Below are 15,862 nucleotides of genomic sequence, written 5' to 3'. Positions count from 1 at the left end.
TCACCTCGTCTCTTCTTTTCTCTCCTTTGCACGAAGTTGTCCACATGCTGCATCAATGTCATGCCCCTGCTCCCTGCGAATGGTTACATTTATGCCGTGATTTTTTAATGTTTTTTCAAACTTAAAAATTTGCTCTTTTGGTGTTCGAACATAATCTCTTTCTGGAACATAATTAACGGGAATTAAGTTAATATGGCATTTTATCCCTTTTACTAACTTAGCTAATTCCTCTGCATGCTCTACTTGGTCATTGACATTGCCAAATAAACCATATTCAAAGCTGACACGTCTGCCGGTTTTATTTACATAGTAGCGAATGGCATCCATGAGATCAGGCAGTTTATAGGCGCGGTTAATCGGCATGAGTCGGCTCCTTAGCTCCGAATTTGGCGCATGAAGGGAGAGCGCAAAGTTGATTTGCATATTCTCATCCGCAAATTGATAAATTTTTGGAATGATTCCGCTTGTCGAAACAGTGATGTGGCGGGCACCTATATTCAATCCTTTGTCATGATTAACAATTTTCAGGAAGGATAGCATTTGATCATAGTTGTCAAACGGCTCTCCAATTCCCATGATAACAATCGAGCTGACGCGCTCATCTGTTTCATCAAGTGCCTGTTGTACTTTTACGACCTGCGCCACAATTTCTCCTGCCTCTAAATTACGTTTTAATCCGCCTAGCGTGGATGCACAAAATGTACAACCGATTCTACAGCCAACCTGAGTTGTTACACAAACAGAATTTCCATATTCGTGCCTCATTAAAACTGTTTCAATGGAATACCCATCATGAAGCTCAAACAAGAATTTAATCGTTCCGTCTGAAGATTGCTGTTGAATAAGTGTTTTTAAGGTCGTTAATGTAAAGGTCGAAGCTAATTTATCTCTCATCCCTTTTGACAAATTGGTCATTTCATCAAAGGATGCAACTCTTTTCGTATACAACCAGTCAAAAATCTGCTCTGCACGGAACGCCTTTTCATCATTCTCTTTTAACCAGTCCTTTAGCTCATTAAGTTGTAAAGAATAAATGGACGGTTTTTGATCTGTTATTGTTTCTTTCTTAGCAGTTGTTGGTTCCATACCTTATACCTTCTTTCTTAAACAGGCTATATAAAAGCCATCGGAGCCGATATCTTGTGGCAATAATTGAAGATCATACTTTTTTACAAACGGACGAATCATCTCAGGCATTCGTTCCTTAACTGAAGTATCCCCTTCATAATCCGTGTTTTCGGCTAAAAATGATGCGACTACATGTTGATTCTCTTCCATATCAATCGTACAAGTACTATAAACTAGAATACCACCTTTTTTCAATAAAGGGGAAACGGCTTTTAACAAGTTTTTCTGGATGTTGTGCAGTTGTGACAAATCTACTTCATTTTTCGTATATTTCATATCTGGCTTTCTTCTCATAACCCCAAGCCCTGAGCACGGAGCATCTAATAAGATCCGGTCAAATGACTCTTTTTCAAAATGCTCCTGAACCTTTCTGCTATCAAGTGCACTGGTTTGAATATTAGATAAGTCAAGCCTCCCAGCATTATCATTTATCAGCTTTATTTTATGTTCGTGCAAGTCAAGGGAAACAACTTGTCCAGTATTTTGCAGCTTTTCAGCAATATGAGTAGACTTTCCGCCAGGTGCTGCGCATGCATCCAATACCTTTTCATTTTCTGCCACCCCTAAGGCATAAGCAACAAGCATGGAGCTTTCATCTTGAATGGTGATTAAGCCATCTTTAAATGCATTTGAGTTTGCAAGATTTCCACGGTAACATTTGATGGCTTCTGGAATCACCTTGCTCGGTTCAACATGAAAGCCTTCTTCCGTAAGAAGGGATAAACATTCCTCCCTCGTTGTTTTCGTGAAATTCACTCTTGCTGTCTGTAAAGGAGCTGTTAAATTAATTTCACACATTTGTTTCGTTTTTTCAAAACCAAGCTGTTCGACCCATCTTTTCACAAGCCATAATGGATGACTTGTTTCAATAGCCAGCCTCTCAGAAGGTTCTTTTATTTCTTCCAGTGATGGAAGCCCTTGTCTTTGAATGTTCCGCAAAACGCCGTTTACCATTCCCGAAATCCCCTTATGGCCGCGGCTTTTAGCGATTTCAACAGCCTCGTAAATAGCAGCGCGATCAGGAATTTTATCCAAATAAACCATTTGGTAAAGCGTAAGCCTCAATAATTGCATAACCCAGCTTTCTATCTTTTTATTCCCTTTTAGAAATGGCTGCAAAAAGTAGTCAAGACTCATTTTCCGTTGCAGTGTACCATATGTTAATTCTGTCAACAGACCGATATCTTTCGGATTAATATTATTTTTGTTGATCGCGTTATTTAGAAGCAGGTTGCTGTACGATTGGTTCTTTTCAACGGACTCCAGTAGGTCCATTGCCGTTTCCCGGACGTTTTTCTTTTTGCTCATTGCTATCTCCCTAATTGAGTGCCGATCTCCATTTGAGATCCAGCCCCTCTTAAAAATTGCTCAGCCGTCATTTTTTTCTTTCCAGATGGTTGAAGCTCGATTATTTTAATCGCCGTTTCGTTTCCTGTGGACACAACAAGGGCGTCAGCCTCCAAATTTATGATTGTGCCTGGGGCCTCTTTTAAAACGGTTTTTATTTTTTCTGATTCCCATACCTTTACTGCCGTTCCGTCCAATGTTGTATAAGCAACAGGCCATGGATTTAAACCGCGAATATGGTTGTAGATTTCCTCTCCGGTCTTCGTCCAGTCGATTTTTTCTTGTTCTCTTCTTATATTAGAAGCAAAAGTAGCATCCTCATCCTTTTGTGGAATAGGCTCCAATTCACCGTTCAACAGTTTTGGTAACGTTTCTGATAGAAGATTCGAACCAGCCTTGCTTAATTTATCATGCAAAGTACCGACTGTATCTGTTTCCGCAATTGGAACTTCCACCTGGGTCAGAATATCTCCTGCATCAAGCTTTTCAGCCATATACATGATTGTAATACCCGTTTTTTCTTTTCCTTGGATGATCGAATAATGGATCGGCGCCCCGCCTCTAAGTTCCGGGAGCAAAGAGGCATGCACATTAATACATCCGTATTTAGGAGCTTCCAGCAATTCATTAGGTAAAATTTGTCCAAAAGCAGCAGTGACTATTAATTCTGGATTCAAGGCAAGGATTTTCTCTAATTCTTCAGGCTGCCGAATTTTCTCTGGCTGAAAAACAGGAATCCCGTGCTTTTCAGCTTCAACTTTAACAGGTGGAGGCGTTAATACCCGCTTACGCCCAACCGGACGGTCAGGTTGTGTAACTACTCCGATCACTTCATAGCCATCATTTAAGATTTGCTGCAAAACAGGAACGGAGAAATCCGGGGTCCCCATAAATACTATTTTCGTCATTCAACTTCCAACCCTTCTAACTCTTCTTCGTCCAAATATCTCGTCACTTTTGATGTAAAAAGAACACCTTGCAGATGGTCAATTTCATGTAAAATCGCTCTTGCTAAAAAGCCCTCTGCTTCAAGTGTATAATATTTCCCTTTTCTGTCCTGGGCTTTTATTTTTACATAGTCAGGTCTGATGACTTCCCCATACAAACCAGGAAAACTTAAACATCCTTCAGGGCCGAGTTGTTCGCCCTTCGTTTCGAGTATTTCAGGATTAATCAATTCGATGGTTCCATTTTCATCATCTATATCAACAATCGCAATTTGTTTATCAAGACCAATCTGTGGTGCCGCAAGCCCTACACCATCAAATTCAAGCATCGTATCGTACATATCATTTAAAAGTTTAGTAAGCTTTTTATCAAAAAAGGTAACAGGCTGACACTGTACCTCTAAAATCTCAGCGGGATAAGTGATAATTTTTCTAACTGCCAAAACATTTCCTCCACTTTCTCTTTATTCTTTAGTCTATTTTCGCCCATATTCTCAACGTTCATAACAGATTGATCTACATTAGAATATATGGATTGACATCCACCGAAATTTGCAGATCGCCTAATGCTGTTTCTTGCTGATAATGATCGAGCATTTTTTTTAACGAGCGGCCTAGTTCTGGTTCTCGTTTGTATTTTATCAAACATTGATAGCGATATCTATTATTGATCCTAGGAATGGGAGAAGCTACAGGACCTAAACAAATCGCATCCTTTGATAGCCGGGAACCAATATAGGCTGTAATTTTTTCTGTAACTGATACGGCCTTCATTAATTCTTCATGACTGACGGTTATGAGTGAGACATAATAAAATGGAGGATACTTATGAATTTTCCGCATCATCATTTCTCTTTCATAAAAACGGTCAAAGTCCTGATCACCTGCTAGCTCAATACTATAATGTTCGGGTGTATACGTCTGGATAATGACCTCTCCTGCCAGTTCATGTCTGCCTGCTCGCCCGCTTACTTGGGTTAATAATTGGAACGTTTTCTCAGAAGAGCGGAAATCGGGTAAATGGAGCATCGTGTCTGCGGATAATACCCCCACAAGGGTAATGTTCGGAAAATCGAGTCCTTTAGCAATCATCTGTGTCCCGAGGAGGATATCAGCATTTCCTTCCTGGAATTGATCCAGTAGCCTTTCATGTGAACCTTTGCGGCTTGTCGTGTCCACATCCATTCGAATAACCTTTGCTTCAGGCAGGATTTTGATGATCTCTTCTTCTACCTTTTGTGTCCCTGTTCCAAAATAGCGAATATGCTCACTGTTACATTCAGGGCATTTGTCTGGAACCGAAGCTTCGTATCCACAATAATGGCATTTCATTTGTTGATTAAACCGATGGTATGTCAATGAGATATCACAATTTGGACAGTTTACAACATATCCGCAGTCCCTGCACATGACAAAGGACGAATGGCCTCTTTTATTAAGGAATAAAACGATCTGTTCCTTTTTTTCCAATCTATCCTTTATTTTTTCAAGCAGTGATCGTGAAAACATTGAGCGATTTCCATCACGCAATTCTTCCCGCATATCAACAATTTCGACTGCAGGCAAGGCCTGATTATTCATCCTTTTCGGCAATGAAAGCAGCTTGTATACGCCTTTTTGTGCCCTTGCAAATGATTCAAGAGACGGGGTTGCACTGCCGAGGACAACAGGACAACGATGCTGATATGCTCTTTCAATCGCTACATCGCGCGCATGATAGCGAGGATTCTCCTCTTGTTTATAACTTGTCTCATGTTCCTCATCAATAATAATAATTCCGAGATTTTCAAAAGGGGCAAAAATAGCCGATCGCGCTCCGACAACGACTTTTACTTCTTTTCTTTGGATTTTTCGCCATTCATCATATTTTTCGCCTGCAGAAAGACCGCTATGCATGACAGCCACTTGATCCCCGAATCTTCCTTTAAACCGTTTGACCATTTGCGGTGTCAATGATATTTCCGGGACAAGAACAATCGCTTCTTTTCCTTCTTGGAGGACTTTTTGAATGGATTGAAGATAGACTTCCGTCTTTCCGCTTCCTGTTACCCCGTACAACAAAAAGATCTGATGCTTCTTTTCGTCCAATGAATGAAGAACGGGCGTTATCGCATTCGTTTGTTCCTCCGTAAGCGGGAGCGGATCAGTTCTTGCAAAATTTCTTTCTTCAAACGGATCACGGTACACTTCCATTTCCTTCTGGTTTAGGATGCCCTTTTGGATTAATCCATTAATAACAGACGATGAAACACCCAAATGGGACAAAAGTAGACGAAGCTCCACAGGGCTATCTGTTTGAAGGAAATAATCAATGACCTTCTTCTGCTTCGCTGCTTGGGAAGGCAACTGATCTTTTTGTGAAGCCAGTTCTTCTTTACTCATATTTAAAAAAATATGTTTTAGTTTTTTCTTTTTCACCCGCTCTTTTACATCATAAATGATTTCGATGCTCCCTTTAGCCGTTTCCTTTTGCAAAAGGGAAATCGAACCCATCTTCACCGCTTCTTCCCAGGAAATGAGGTCTTGATTTTCGAACATCCTTTGAATCTCAGCAGGCATTTCCCCTTCATTCACAATCCCGGTTAATTTAAGTTTTTTTTCATATTTCGCCTTTAGAGCAGCAGGAAGCATGACTTGGAAGGCAGAGATTTTATAGCAGAGTGTTTTTTCTGTCAGCCAGTTCCCTAGGGAAAGAAGCTCCTGATTCAGCACTGGCGTTAAATCCATTGGTTCAATTAGCTCTTTTAATTTAGCAAAATCTGATTTGTCTTTTAGCGCTGTTACAAACCCCTGAATTTTCCTTGGTCCAAATGGCACAACCACCCTCATGCCCGGTTCGATCACACCGATTAAATGATCTGGGATTAAGTAATCAAATGCCCGGTCCGTTTGCTTCGCCGGTACATCTACAATAATACTGGCAATGTTCATTTTGTTTCATCCCTTAACAATTGAAAAGCTTCTTCAAGTATTTTCAAAGCAACTGCCTTTTTTGACATTAGCGGCAGTTCCACTGAAGTTCCATCACGTTTGAAAAATGTAACGATATTCGTATCAGTTCCGAATCCAGCGCCAGCTGTTCCCACATTGTTAGCGACAATCATATCGGCATTTTTTTTGATTAGCTTTCCTTTCGCATACTCAGCGACATGATCCGTTTCAGCTGCAAAACCAATTAAGATTTGCTCTTTCTTGCTCTTGCCGAGTTCATATAAAATGTCTTTCGTTCTTTCAAGCTCTAAAACTTCTTCACCAGGCTGTTTTTTCACCTTATGGCTGTAACTTACTTTCGGCCGGTAATCAGCAACAGCTGCTGTTTTAATGACGATATCAGCTGTCGTGTATTCCTTCATGACCGCATTGTACATATCTTCTGCACTTTCAACTTTTATGAGACGGACTCCCGCAGGCGGCGGCAAAGAAACCGGACCTGAAATAAGAATCACTTCAGCTCCTTTCCGCGTCGCTTCCTCCGCAATGGAATAGCCCATTTTCCCTGAAGAATGATTCGTAATATATCTGACAGGGTCAATTTTTTCTCTCGTTGGGCCGGCAGTAATGACTACCTTTTTTCCTGATAATTCCGGACCGCTATGGCTAAAAAAACCCGCAATATTTTCCGTTATTTTTTCTGGCTCCTCAAGACGGCCTTTCCCAACATATCCGCAGGCAAGATATCCTTCCCCAGGTTCAATAAATTGATAACCGAAGCCATGAAGTGTTTCGATGTTTTTAAGAACAGCCGGATGGCTGTACATATGGACATTCATTGCTGGGGCGATCCAAATAGGTCCTGTAGCAGCCAATAGTGTCGTTGTGATCATATTGTCAGCAATTCCGTTCGCAAGCTTCCCGATCACATTGGCGGTAGCAGGTGCAATTAAAATTAAATCAGCCCAATCCGCGAGGTCAATATGGGCAATCACTTTTGAATCTTTTTCATCAAATGTATCAGTATACACATCATTCCTAGACAAAGCCTGAAAAGTTAAAGGAGTAACAAATTCCCCTGCAGATTCACTTAAAATCACCTTCACATCTGCTCCGGCCTGGGTAAGCTTACTTGTTAACGCCGCTGCTTTATATACAGCAATTCCACCTGTCACACATAATAGTATTTTTTTCCCGTTCAGCATCATTGGACCCCCATCCATTTCTGAAATTATATCTTTTATTATGCAAGAAGAATATTATTATTTCATCTATTAAAACTGGAAATGAAAACAAAAATAACAACCTGTTTAAAGGTTGTTATTTTTGGTTTATTCGTACTTATCTTCCCCTTGCTTTTCCCCGAGGCGGTAATGAAGATGATCCGCATTGATTTCCTCGAGTGCTTTGCCAACATTCTTATGGGAAACATATTTATCAATAAGTGGCTTGGCGTTTTCTTGCATCTTACGCGCCCGTTTTGCAGCAACTGAAACAAGGGAATATTTTGAATCAATTTTTGTCATTAATGAGTCAATAGAAGGATAAAGCATCGGTTAATCTACCTCCAGCATGTTAATATATCTTGGTTCAACCCGTTCTCTGCGGCAGTGTTCAGCAACGACAATTGCTTTAATTCTTTCGCAGGCAAGTTCAATTTGATCATTTTCCACGACATAGTCGTATAAGTGCATCATTTCAATTTCTTCCTTAGCCACACTCATTCGGTTATTAATCACATCTTCAGTTTCAGTACCCCTTGTAACGATCCTGTTCTTTAGTTCAGAGAGGCTTGGCGGTACAAGGAAAATAAATAAGCCATCAGGAAACTTTTCCCTTACTTGGCGAGCCCCTTGAACTTCAATTTCAAGGAAGACGTCTTTACCTTTTTCAAGTGTCTCTTTTACGTAGTCTACAGGTGTGCCATAGTAATTCCCAACGAATTCGGCGTATTCAAGCAGTTTATCTTGCTCGATCAAATTTTCGAATTCCTCTCGGGATTTAAAGAAATAATCGATGCCATCAACTTCTCCTTCTCTCGGAGTTCTTGTCGTCATCGAAATAGAATATTCAAAAGATGTATTAGCTTGCGAAAAGATTTCTTTCCTTACTGTCCCTTTACCAACACCGGAAGGGCCGGATAAAACAATTAATAAGCCTTTTTCCTGCATCAAACGATCCTACCCTTCATCAATAATTTCATCCTTGTCATTTAGGCGGTGTGCCACCGTTTCCGGCTGCACTGCTGAAAGGATAACATGGTCACTGTCCATTACTATGACAGCCCTTGTCCGTCTGCCATATGTCGCATCAATTAACGAACCGCGGTCACGGGCATCCTGGATAATTCTTTTTATAGGTGCTGATTCGGGACTGACAATTGAGATGATTCGATTGGCGGAGACAATATTGCCAAAGCCAATATTAATTAATTTAATTGACATCTTGGTCCTCCAAGCTTCAGTTATATATTTTGGCCCCGAAAGCCTTATTCTAAACTACTGCCCCTGCTATTCTATATTCTGAACCTGTTCTTTCATTTTCTCCAGTAAGCTTTTCATCTCCACCACTTCGGATGCTACTTTTGAATCATTAGCCTTCGAACCAATTGTATTCACTTCCCGGTTCATTTCCTGAAGTAAAAAGTCTAGTTTTCTCCCAATCGGTTCTTTTCCTTGAAGTGTGATAACAAATTGCTTGATGTGGCTTTGAAGTCTCGTCAGCTCTTCGTTAATATCTGCTTTATCTGCAAAAATGGCTACTTCTGTAAGAATCCGCGCTTCATCCAATTGACCATTCAAAAAATCTGTCATTCGTTTTGTTAGCCGTTCTTGATAGTGCCGAACTACTTCCTTCGCATAAACTCTTAATTCAGCAGCCCGCATACTTAAACGATTAAGATGATGATTTACATCTTTTTCGAGCTCTCCACCCTCCATTATTCGCATTTGCTTCAATTGAACACACGCCTCATTAAGAGCAGAAAGGACAATTCTTTCAATTTCTTCATTAGCGGTCTCTTTTTCTTCAATGGCGATAAGTTCTTCTCGCATTACGTCTTGGAAGGTCATTTCATTTCGGATAGAATACTTGTCTTTTATTCTCTTGACGGATTGAACATATTCATCTAAAAGCGCCCAATCAACACGGATCTGGCGATTCATCATTCCTTCGCCTTCCACTGTTACATATACTTCGATTCTTCCTCTTTGAATATATTGACCAAGCTTTTTTTTCATTTTATCTTCTATTCGTAAAAGCTGCCTTGGCATTCTAATCTGGTATTCGGAAAAACGATGGTTCACCGTTCTAATTTCAACTAAAGCTGAAAACGATCCAGATTCCTTTTTACTACTGCCAAACCCAGTCATACTTTCGACCATCCAAACACATCCCTAACATGAAGAAATGTCATTTACAACACATTAATCAAATTCGCCTTGGCGTATTTGCGCCCATATTTTTATCGAGCCTGCTCGATAAATTCCTTTAAAAAATCTGTGGCATCCGCCGAAGGCTTAACTTTATTCAACGGGGTTTGACTCCCACTAAATTGGATACCTATTTGCATTATCTCGCTACTTATATCGTTTAGAGACTTCTGCTGAATAAAGTAAATATGTAAAATTCCATTATAAGCAATTAGTTGGTATTTTACCATAAAAGATGGGGAATGTATGCAAAAAGAAAAGGTAATAGAGCACTTCTCTACTACCTTTTGGATTATACCATAAATTATTTTCTTTTTCTTGCCAAAAATGAACCTGCAAGTAAAAAAGTTGGCACGGACGCAAAACCTGTTATCATAAACCAGTCATGTAATTCAACCGGCACCGTATGGAAAATTGGCTGAAGCGGCTGATAATAAATAACAACAAACAATAACAGTAAAGACGAAATGACCGCCCAAACTAAATACTTGTTTCCGAAAGGGTTTCTTGCAAAAACTGACTTCTCACTGCGGCAATCAAACACATGGATAAGCTGAGCCATTACTAAAGTAGAAAAAGCGACAGTTTGCGCGTAAACAAGTTCGTCCGGATGTGCTTTATAGGCAAAAATAAACGCTAACAAAGTTACTAATCCGATTAAAAATCCTCTCGAAACAACCTTCCAGCCAAGTCCCCTTGCAAATACGCCCTCCTTTGGACTCCTTGGCTTCCGTTTCATAACATCTTCCTCAGGCTGATCAAGTCCTAGGGCCATGGCAGGTAATCCGTCAGTTACGAGATTTACCCAGAGGATTTGGATCGGAACTAATGGAAGAGGCATGCCAAGCAGCATCGCAAATAGCATCACGAGAATTTCACCAACATTGGATGCAAGCAAATATCTAATAAACTTTCTAATATTCTCGTAAATATTTCTGCCTTCAGTGATAGCTGATTTAATCGTAGCAAAATTATCATCAAGGAGGACGAGAGCTGAAGCTTCTTTAGCAACATCCGTTCCTGTAATGCCCATCGCTACGCCAATATCTGCAGCTTTGATCGCCGGGGCATCATTCACTCCGTCCCCGGTCATTGCCACGATATGACCTTTATTTTGCAAAGCTTTCACAATTTTTAATTTATCCTCGGGAGAAACACGAGCAAAAACAGATACATCGTCTACAACCTCTTCAAGGTCATCAACTTGCATTTCGGAAAGAGCTTTTCCATCCAATACTTTAGATGTACTTGTTAAGATCCCCAGCTGCTTCGCAATTGCTTTTGCTGTTATAACATGATCACCTGTAATCATGATTGTTTTGATTCCAGCCTCTTTACATTCTTTTACAGCTTCCTTCACTTCAGGTCGAGGAGGATCTATCATTCCTTGAAGACCAATGAACGTTAGCCCCTTTTCCGCCTCTTTTTCATCTAATAGAAAGGTTTTAGCGGGTATTTCTTTAAAACCAATCGCAATTGTTCTTAAAGCTTGGGAGGCTAGATCCTCAATGGCTCCTTGAATATGCCCCGCCATTTCTCGTGATAATATTTGCCGCCTTCCATCCCATAGAATCGATGAGCAAACGCCTGCTAAAACATCTGGCGCCCCTTTCGTGACAATAAATTGCTTCCCATGTTGATCCTTGACGACGACACTCATCATTTTTCTGGCAGAATCAAATGGGAATTCATTAATGATTTGATATTTATTCAGAAGGCTGTTGCGTTTAAAGCCGGCTTTCATTGCGGCAACAAGGAGAGCACCTTCTGTTGGATCCCCATCTATAATAAATTCGCTGTTTTTTTGTTTTACCTCTGCATGGTTGCAAAGCATCCCAAACATAAGCAGCTGCTGTAGGGCCTTATCATTTGAAGGTTCGAATCGATTATTATTTTGATAAAAATTACCTTGCGGTTCATAGCCAATCCCGTCTACCTGCCACTCATTGCCACCGCTCCAAATATGCGTGACAGTCATTTTATTTTGCGTCATCGTGCCCGTTTTGTCCGAACAAATAACGGACGCACAGCCAAGCGTTTCAACCGCAGGCAGCTTACGAACAATCGCTTTTTTCTTGATCATTCTTTGGACACCAAGAGACAAAGCGACAGTTACGATGGCTGGCAATCCTTCCGGGATCGCGGCAACCGCTAAGGAAACGCCTGCAAGGAACATCGTATACATATCATGGCCTTGAAGCACACCTACAACAACTACTAAGATCGTTAATAACAATGCAGCCGAAATGAGAATTTTCCCCAATTGCTCTAGTCTGCGTTGTAAAGGAGTGGTCATTGTTTCAGCATTTTGCAATAAATCGGCGATTTGTCCCATCGCTGTCTTCATCCCAATTGCAACTACGACACCCATTCCGCTGCCCCGGGTTACTAACGTACTCATAAATGCCATATTTTCCATGTCGCCAATGCCGATGTTTCCTGTTTTTAATGAGCCGGTTGTTTTTTGAACAGGCAATGATTCACCTGTTAACGCTGACTCTTCCACCTCAAGACTATTTGATTCGATGATTCTTACATCGGCACCAATCCGGTCCCCGCTTGTGAATTTAAGCAGGTCTCCGACAACCACTTCTTTAGAGGGGATTTTTGTCCATTCTCCATCTCTTAAAACACTTACTTGCGGTGCAGAAAGTTCTTTTAAGGCATGTAAGGATCTTTCAGCTTTTCTTTCTTGAAAAAAGCCGAGTAAACCGTTAATAATCACAATTGCGATAATCGCAACAGCATCAATGTATTCACCAAGCAACCCTGATAGAAGGGTTGCCGCTAATAAGACAAGGACCATGAAATCTTTAAATTGACTAAAAAATAAGAGTAAAGCCGATTGCTTTTCTCCTTCTTCCAGCTCATTATAGCCATATTGTTTTCTGCGTTTTTTTACATCATCTTCAGTTAAACCTGCCTGCACATCTGTATTCAGGGCCTGCTCAACCTCTTTTGTATTCATTTCATGAAATTTCATCCGGACATCACACTTCCTCCTTTTTCCTTTTAAAGAGAATCCGCCATTAGCGAACCGTCCTGCTTCTTATGCTAAAATTAAAGTGAAGCATAGTTGTCCCTATCTCACTCTAAAGACAGCTTATTCAGCCTCGTCCTAAAAAATGCTATGATATGTAGATAAAAACGCATTTACTAATAAATAGAAAAGGATGTTCCCTATGTCATTTGATGGTTTATTTACAAGGGCCATGACGGAAGAGCTTACCCAAGCGTTAAAAGGGGGAAGAATCAGTAAAATCCATCAGCCTTATCAAAATGAAATTATTTTGGTCGTGCGAGCGAACGGCAAAAATCATAAGCTGCTGCTCTCCGTTCATCCCAGCTATGCAAGAGTACAGCTTACAAATGAGGCACATGATAACCCATCTGAACCGCCGATGTTTTGTATGCTGTTAAGAAAGCATTTGGAAGGCTTCTTTCTTGAAGAAATTCGGCAGGTCGGATTGGACAGAATTATCATTTTTGAAGTTAAAGGAAGAAATGAAATTGGTGATATTTCTTATAAACAATTAATTGTAGAAATTATGGGGCGGCACAGCAACATAACATTGGTTGATAAATCAAGAAACATCATCTTAGACAGCATCAAACACGTTTCATTCGCCGTCAACAGCCATCGCGCCATTTTACCGGGACAGGAATATATTTTGCCTCCCCAGCAGGATAAAAATAATCCGTTTGAAGCAGATGAGGAAGAAGTATTAAGGCGCATTGATTTTAACAGCGGGAAGCTTGATAAGCAGTTAGTAGCGGGATTTGCGGGGCTTTCTCCACTGTTTGCAAAGGAAATCATCTTTCATGCGGGTCTGGCCAATCGCACGACATTGCCTAAAACATTTTTATCTTTAATCCAATTATTAAAGAATCATCGTATTAGTCCATCTATCACAATTAGTGAACAAAGAGAAAATTTCTATCTCTTCCCATTGGAGCATTTGCAAGGTAATGCTAAAGCGTTTGCTTCTCTTAGCGAAATGCTTGACCGCTTTTATTTTGGAAAAGCAGAACGGGATCGCGTAAAACAGCAATCAAGTGACATGGAACGCTTTATCATTAATGAAAAAGAAAAAAATGAAAAGAAAATTGCAAAACTGCAAGCGACTTTACGGGAAGCAGAGAACGCCGATATTCACCAACTAAATGGCGAGCTGATTACATCGAATATTTACGCCATTCATAAAGGGCTCAAAGAAATCGAAGTTTTGAATTATTATAATGGTGAGATGGTCACTATTCCTTTAGATCCTCAAAAGACACCATCACAAAACGCACAGAAATATTTTACGAAATATCAAAAAGCAAAAAATGCCGTCGAGATTGTAAAAGAGCAAATCGGAAAAGCGGAAGAAGAGCTTACCTATTTTGAAACTTTACTCCAGCAGGTCGAAACGGCTTCACCGAAAGATATTGAAGAAATTAGAGAAGAGCTCATTGAGGGCAAATACTTAAAAGAGCGGCAAAAACGAAAAAATAAAAAATCGCAAAACGTCAAGCCGATTCTTGATCGTTATACTGCTTCAGATGGAACTGAAATTTTGGTTGGTAAAAACAATAAACAAAATGATTACTTAACAAATAAACTCGCAGCACGAGATGAAATATGGCTTCACACGAAGGATATTCCTGGTTCCCACGTTCTCATCCGCAGCAAAGAACCAACAGACAAAATCATTCTTGAAGCAGCAACACTAGCAGCCTATTTCAGCAAAGCACGAACATCCGGCTCTGTGCCTGTCGACTTTACTCAAGTCCGGCATGTAAAAAAACCTAGCGGGGCAAAGCCTGGATTTGTTATTTATGACAATCAACAGACTGTTTATGTTACACCTAATGAGGAAACCGTCCTCGCACTTAAACAATGATAGGGGATTTTCAAAAAGAACAAGGGGAGCAGCCTTTGCTTGCCTGATTTGTTTTGGTAGAAAAAACGGGTTTTGAAAAAGGGGCTACAACGGCGAAGAAACTAGCCAGTAGTCCCCTTTTTAGTACATCTTGGTCTACGTAGCGTTCTCCGTATAATTCAGAAAAAATTGGACGCTGATTCACTACCTCAGCACCAGTTGTTAGGATATGAACTTGAAGATTGTGGAATTGTGATTCGGAATGTTATTACCGACCGTCCTGTCAGGACAGAATATTCCTAAACCAAAAAGGGAACTGAATTGGGCAAAGCACTTCAAACAATTGAAATTTGGGCTGAAAAGTGGTTATAAAATTGGAGGAATCTTTTCTTAGCTATTTTATGAAAAGGTTCTTTTTTATATATCGAATTTTTCGTCATACTAAAGGGGCGTCCCAAGCAAAGTGATAGGCATATTGCTCGGGACGCCTCTTAAATATTTGATACAAGTCATGTTTTTAGATCTTGATTTCTCATTTTAGTAACTACACCCAGATTGCGGTCAAAAGTGATCACCATGCTTGCCATCCTAACAAACAATCCGTTTTCGATGACACCAGGTATCATATTCAGGCTTTGTTCCAGTTTATCAGGATAAATAATATTTGGAAAAGCACTATCATAGATAAAATTACCATTATCTGTAATAAACAGTGTTCCATCTATTTGACGAATTTCAGGGGTACCACCAAGTTTACGAATATGGTCTCTGGTCGTTGTATGACCGAACCTAACTACTTCCAAAGGAACTCGAAACGATCCTAACTTATCAACCATTTTAGAAGAGTCTGCGATGACAATAAACTTATCTGCAGCACCTGCGATTATTTTCTCTCTTAGAAGCGCTCCACCACCTCCTTTTATCAAGTCCAAACTAGGATTTACTTCATCGGCGCCATCAATAGCAACATCAATGTAATCGACTTTCTCCAAAGTAGTAAGTGGAATACCAAATTCCTTTGCCATTTTTTCAGTTTGAACCGAAGTGGGAATTCCTTTAATTGTAAATCCATCTTTCACTAATTCCCCGAGCTTTTTGATAGTGAAAAAAACAGTAGATCCTGTTCCGAGCCCCACCACCATACCATCCTTTACATACTCAACAGCCTTTTCACCTACGATTTGTTTTTCATTCATCCTTACCCCTACTTTTT

At 40.2% G+C, this 15,862-nt stretch carries 13 protein-coding genes and 1 pseudogene; 2 read left to right on the top strand and 12 right to left on the bottom strand.

The genetic code is table 11. The features are described from left to right. From rlmN to BGM26_RS02025, 11 genes are all read right to left on the bottom strand, one after another. Entirely contained in the window at nt 1–1,086 is a 1,086-nt protein-coding gene (gene rlmN / locus BGM26_RS02075; protein WP_217038087.1) for a dual-specificity RNA methyltransferase RlmN, read from the bottom strand. Between the two features lie 3 nt (nt 1,087–1,089). Beyond that, nucleotides 1,090–2,436 (bottom strand): 16S rRNA (cytosine(967)-C(5))-methyltransferase RsmB, encoded by a 1,347-nt coding sequence (gene rsmB / locus BGM26_RS02070; protein ID WP_217038085.1) that lies wholly within the window; start codon nt 2,434–2,436, stop codon nt 1,090–1,092. Nucleotides 2,437–2,438: 2 nt separating this feature from the next. Next, nucleotides 2,439–3,383, bottom strand: a complete 945-nt coding sequence (gene fmt, locus BGM26_RS02065; protein WP_217038084.1) for a methionyl-tRNA formyltransferase — start codon at nt 3,381–3,383, stop codon at nt 2,439–2,441. Further along, the gene (def, locus tag BGM26_RS02060) at nt 3,380–3,865 is read right to left on the bottom strand and encodes a peptide deformylase (protein WP_217038083.1); all 486 of its coding nucleotides are present in this window, start codon (nt 3,863–3,865) and stop codon (nt 3,380–3,382) included. The genes fmt and def overlap by 4 nt, the downstream gene beginning before the upstream one ends. A 73-nt stretch (nt 3,866–3,938) precedes the next feature. Next, on the bottom strand, nt 3,939–6,353 hold the full coding sequence (gene priA, locus BGM26_RS02055; protein WP_217038082.1) for a primosomal protein N': 2,415 nt from the start codon (nt 6,351–6,353) through the stop codon (nt 3,939–3,941). Further along, a complete protein-coding gene (gene coaBC / locus BGM26_RS02050) occupies nt 6,350–7,558 on the bottom strand; it encodes a bifunctional phosphopantothenoylcysteine decarboxylase/phosphopantothenate--cysteine ligase CoaBC (RefSeq protein WP_217038081.1) in 1,209 nt (402 codons plus the stop codon). The genes priA and coaBC overlap by 4 nt, the downstream gene beginning before the upstream one ends. Before the next feature lie 126 nt (nt 7,559–7,684). Beyond that, nucleotides 7,685–7,906 carry a DNA-directed RNA polymerase subunit omega gene (gene rpoZ, locus BGM26_RS02045; RefSeq protein ID WP_217038080.1) on the bottom strand — a complete coding sequence of 74 codons (222 nt, stop codon included), beginning with the start codon at nt 7,904–7,906 and terminating at the stop codon, nt 7,685–7,687. 3 nt (nt 7,907–7,909) lie between these two features. After that, a complete protein-coding gene (gene gmk / locus BGM26_RS02040; RefSeq protein WP_217040602.1) occupies nt 7,910–8,524 on the bottom strand; it encodes a guanylate kinase in 615 nt (204 codons plus the stop codon). Between the two features lie 9 nt (nt 8,525–8,533). Beyond that, a complete protein-coding gene (gene remA, locus BGM26_RS02035) occupies nt 8,534–8,797 on the bottom strand; it encodes an extracellular matrix/biofilm regulator RemA (RefSeq protein ID WP_217038079.1) in 264 nt (87 codons plus the stop codon). 66 nt (nt 8,798–8,863) lie between these two features. Next, a complete protein-coding gene (locus tag BGM26_RS02030; RefSeq protein WP_217038078.1) occupies nt 8,864–9,736 on the bottom strand; it encodes a YicC/YloC family endoribonuclease in 873 nt (290 codons plus the stop codon). Nucleotides 9,737–10,088: 352 nt separating this feature from the next. Further along, the gene (locus BGM26_RS02025; RefSeq protein ID WP_217038077.1) at nt 10,089–12,767 is read right to left on the bottom strand and encodes a calcium-translocating P-type ATPase, SERCA-type; all 2,679 of its coding nucleotides are present in this window, start codon (nt 12,765–12,767) and stop codon (nt 10,089–10,091) included. A 199-nt stretch (nt 12,768–12,966) separates the two neighbouring features. Between BGM26_RS02025 and BGM26_RS02020 the strand changes: the two genes are divergently transcribed. After that, nucleotides 12,967–14,670, top strand: coding sequence for an Rqc2 family fibronectin-binding protein (locus tag BGM26_RS02020; protein ID WP_217038076.1), 1,704 nt, complete (start codon nt 12,967–12,969; stop codon nt 14,668–14,670). 210 nt (nt 14,671–14,880) lie between these two features. Further along, nucleotides 14,881–15,021, top strand: a pseudogene (locus BGM26_RS21325) (winged helix-turn-helix transcriptional regulator); the annotation flags it as partial. 137 nt (nt 15,022–15,158) lie between these two features. Here the strand turns inward: BGM26_RS21325 and rpiA are convergent. Continuing rightward, entirely contained in the window at nt 15,159–15,845 is a 687-nt protein-coding gene (gene rpiA, locus BGM26_RS02015; protein WP_217038075.1) for a ribose-5-phosphate isomerase RpiA, read from the bottom strand. Nucleotides 15,846–15,862: the final 17 nt, after the last annotated feature.

Origin of the sequence: Bacillus sp. FJAT-29790, assembly GCF_019039215.1 — a bacterium.
Lineage (GTDB): Bacteria > Bacillota > Bacilli > Bacillales > Cytobacillaceae > Cytobacillus.
The sequence above is the reverse complement of the archived record's forward strand: the minus strand, read 5'-3'. Positions and strand labels throughout refer to the sequence as shown.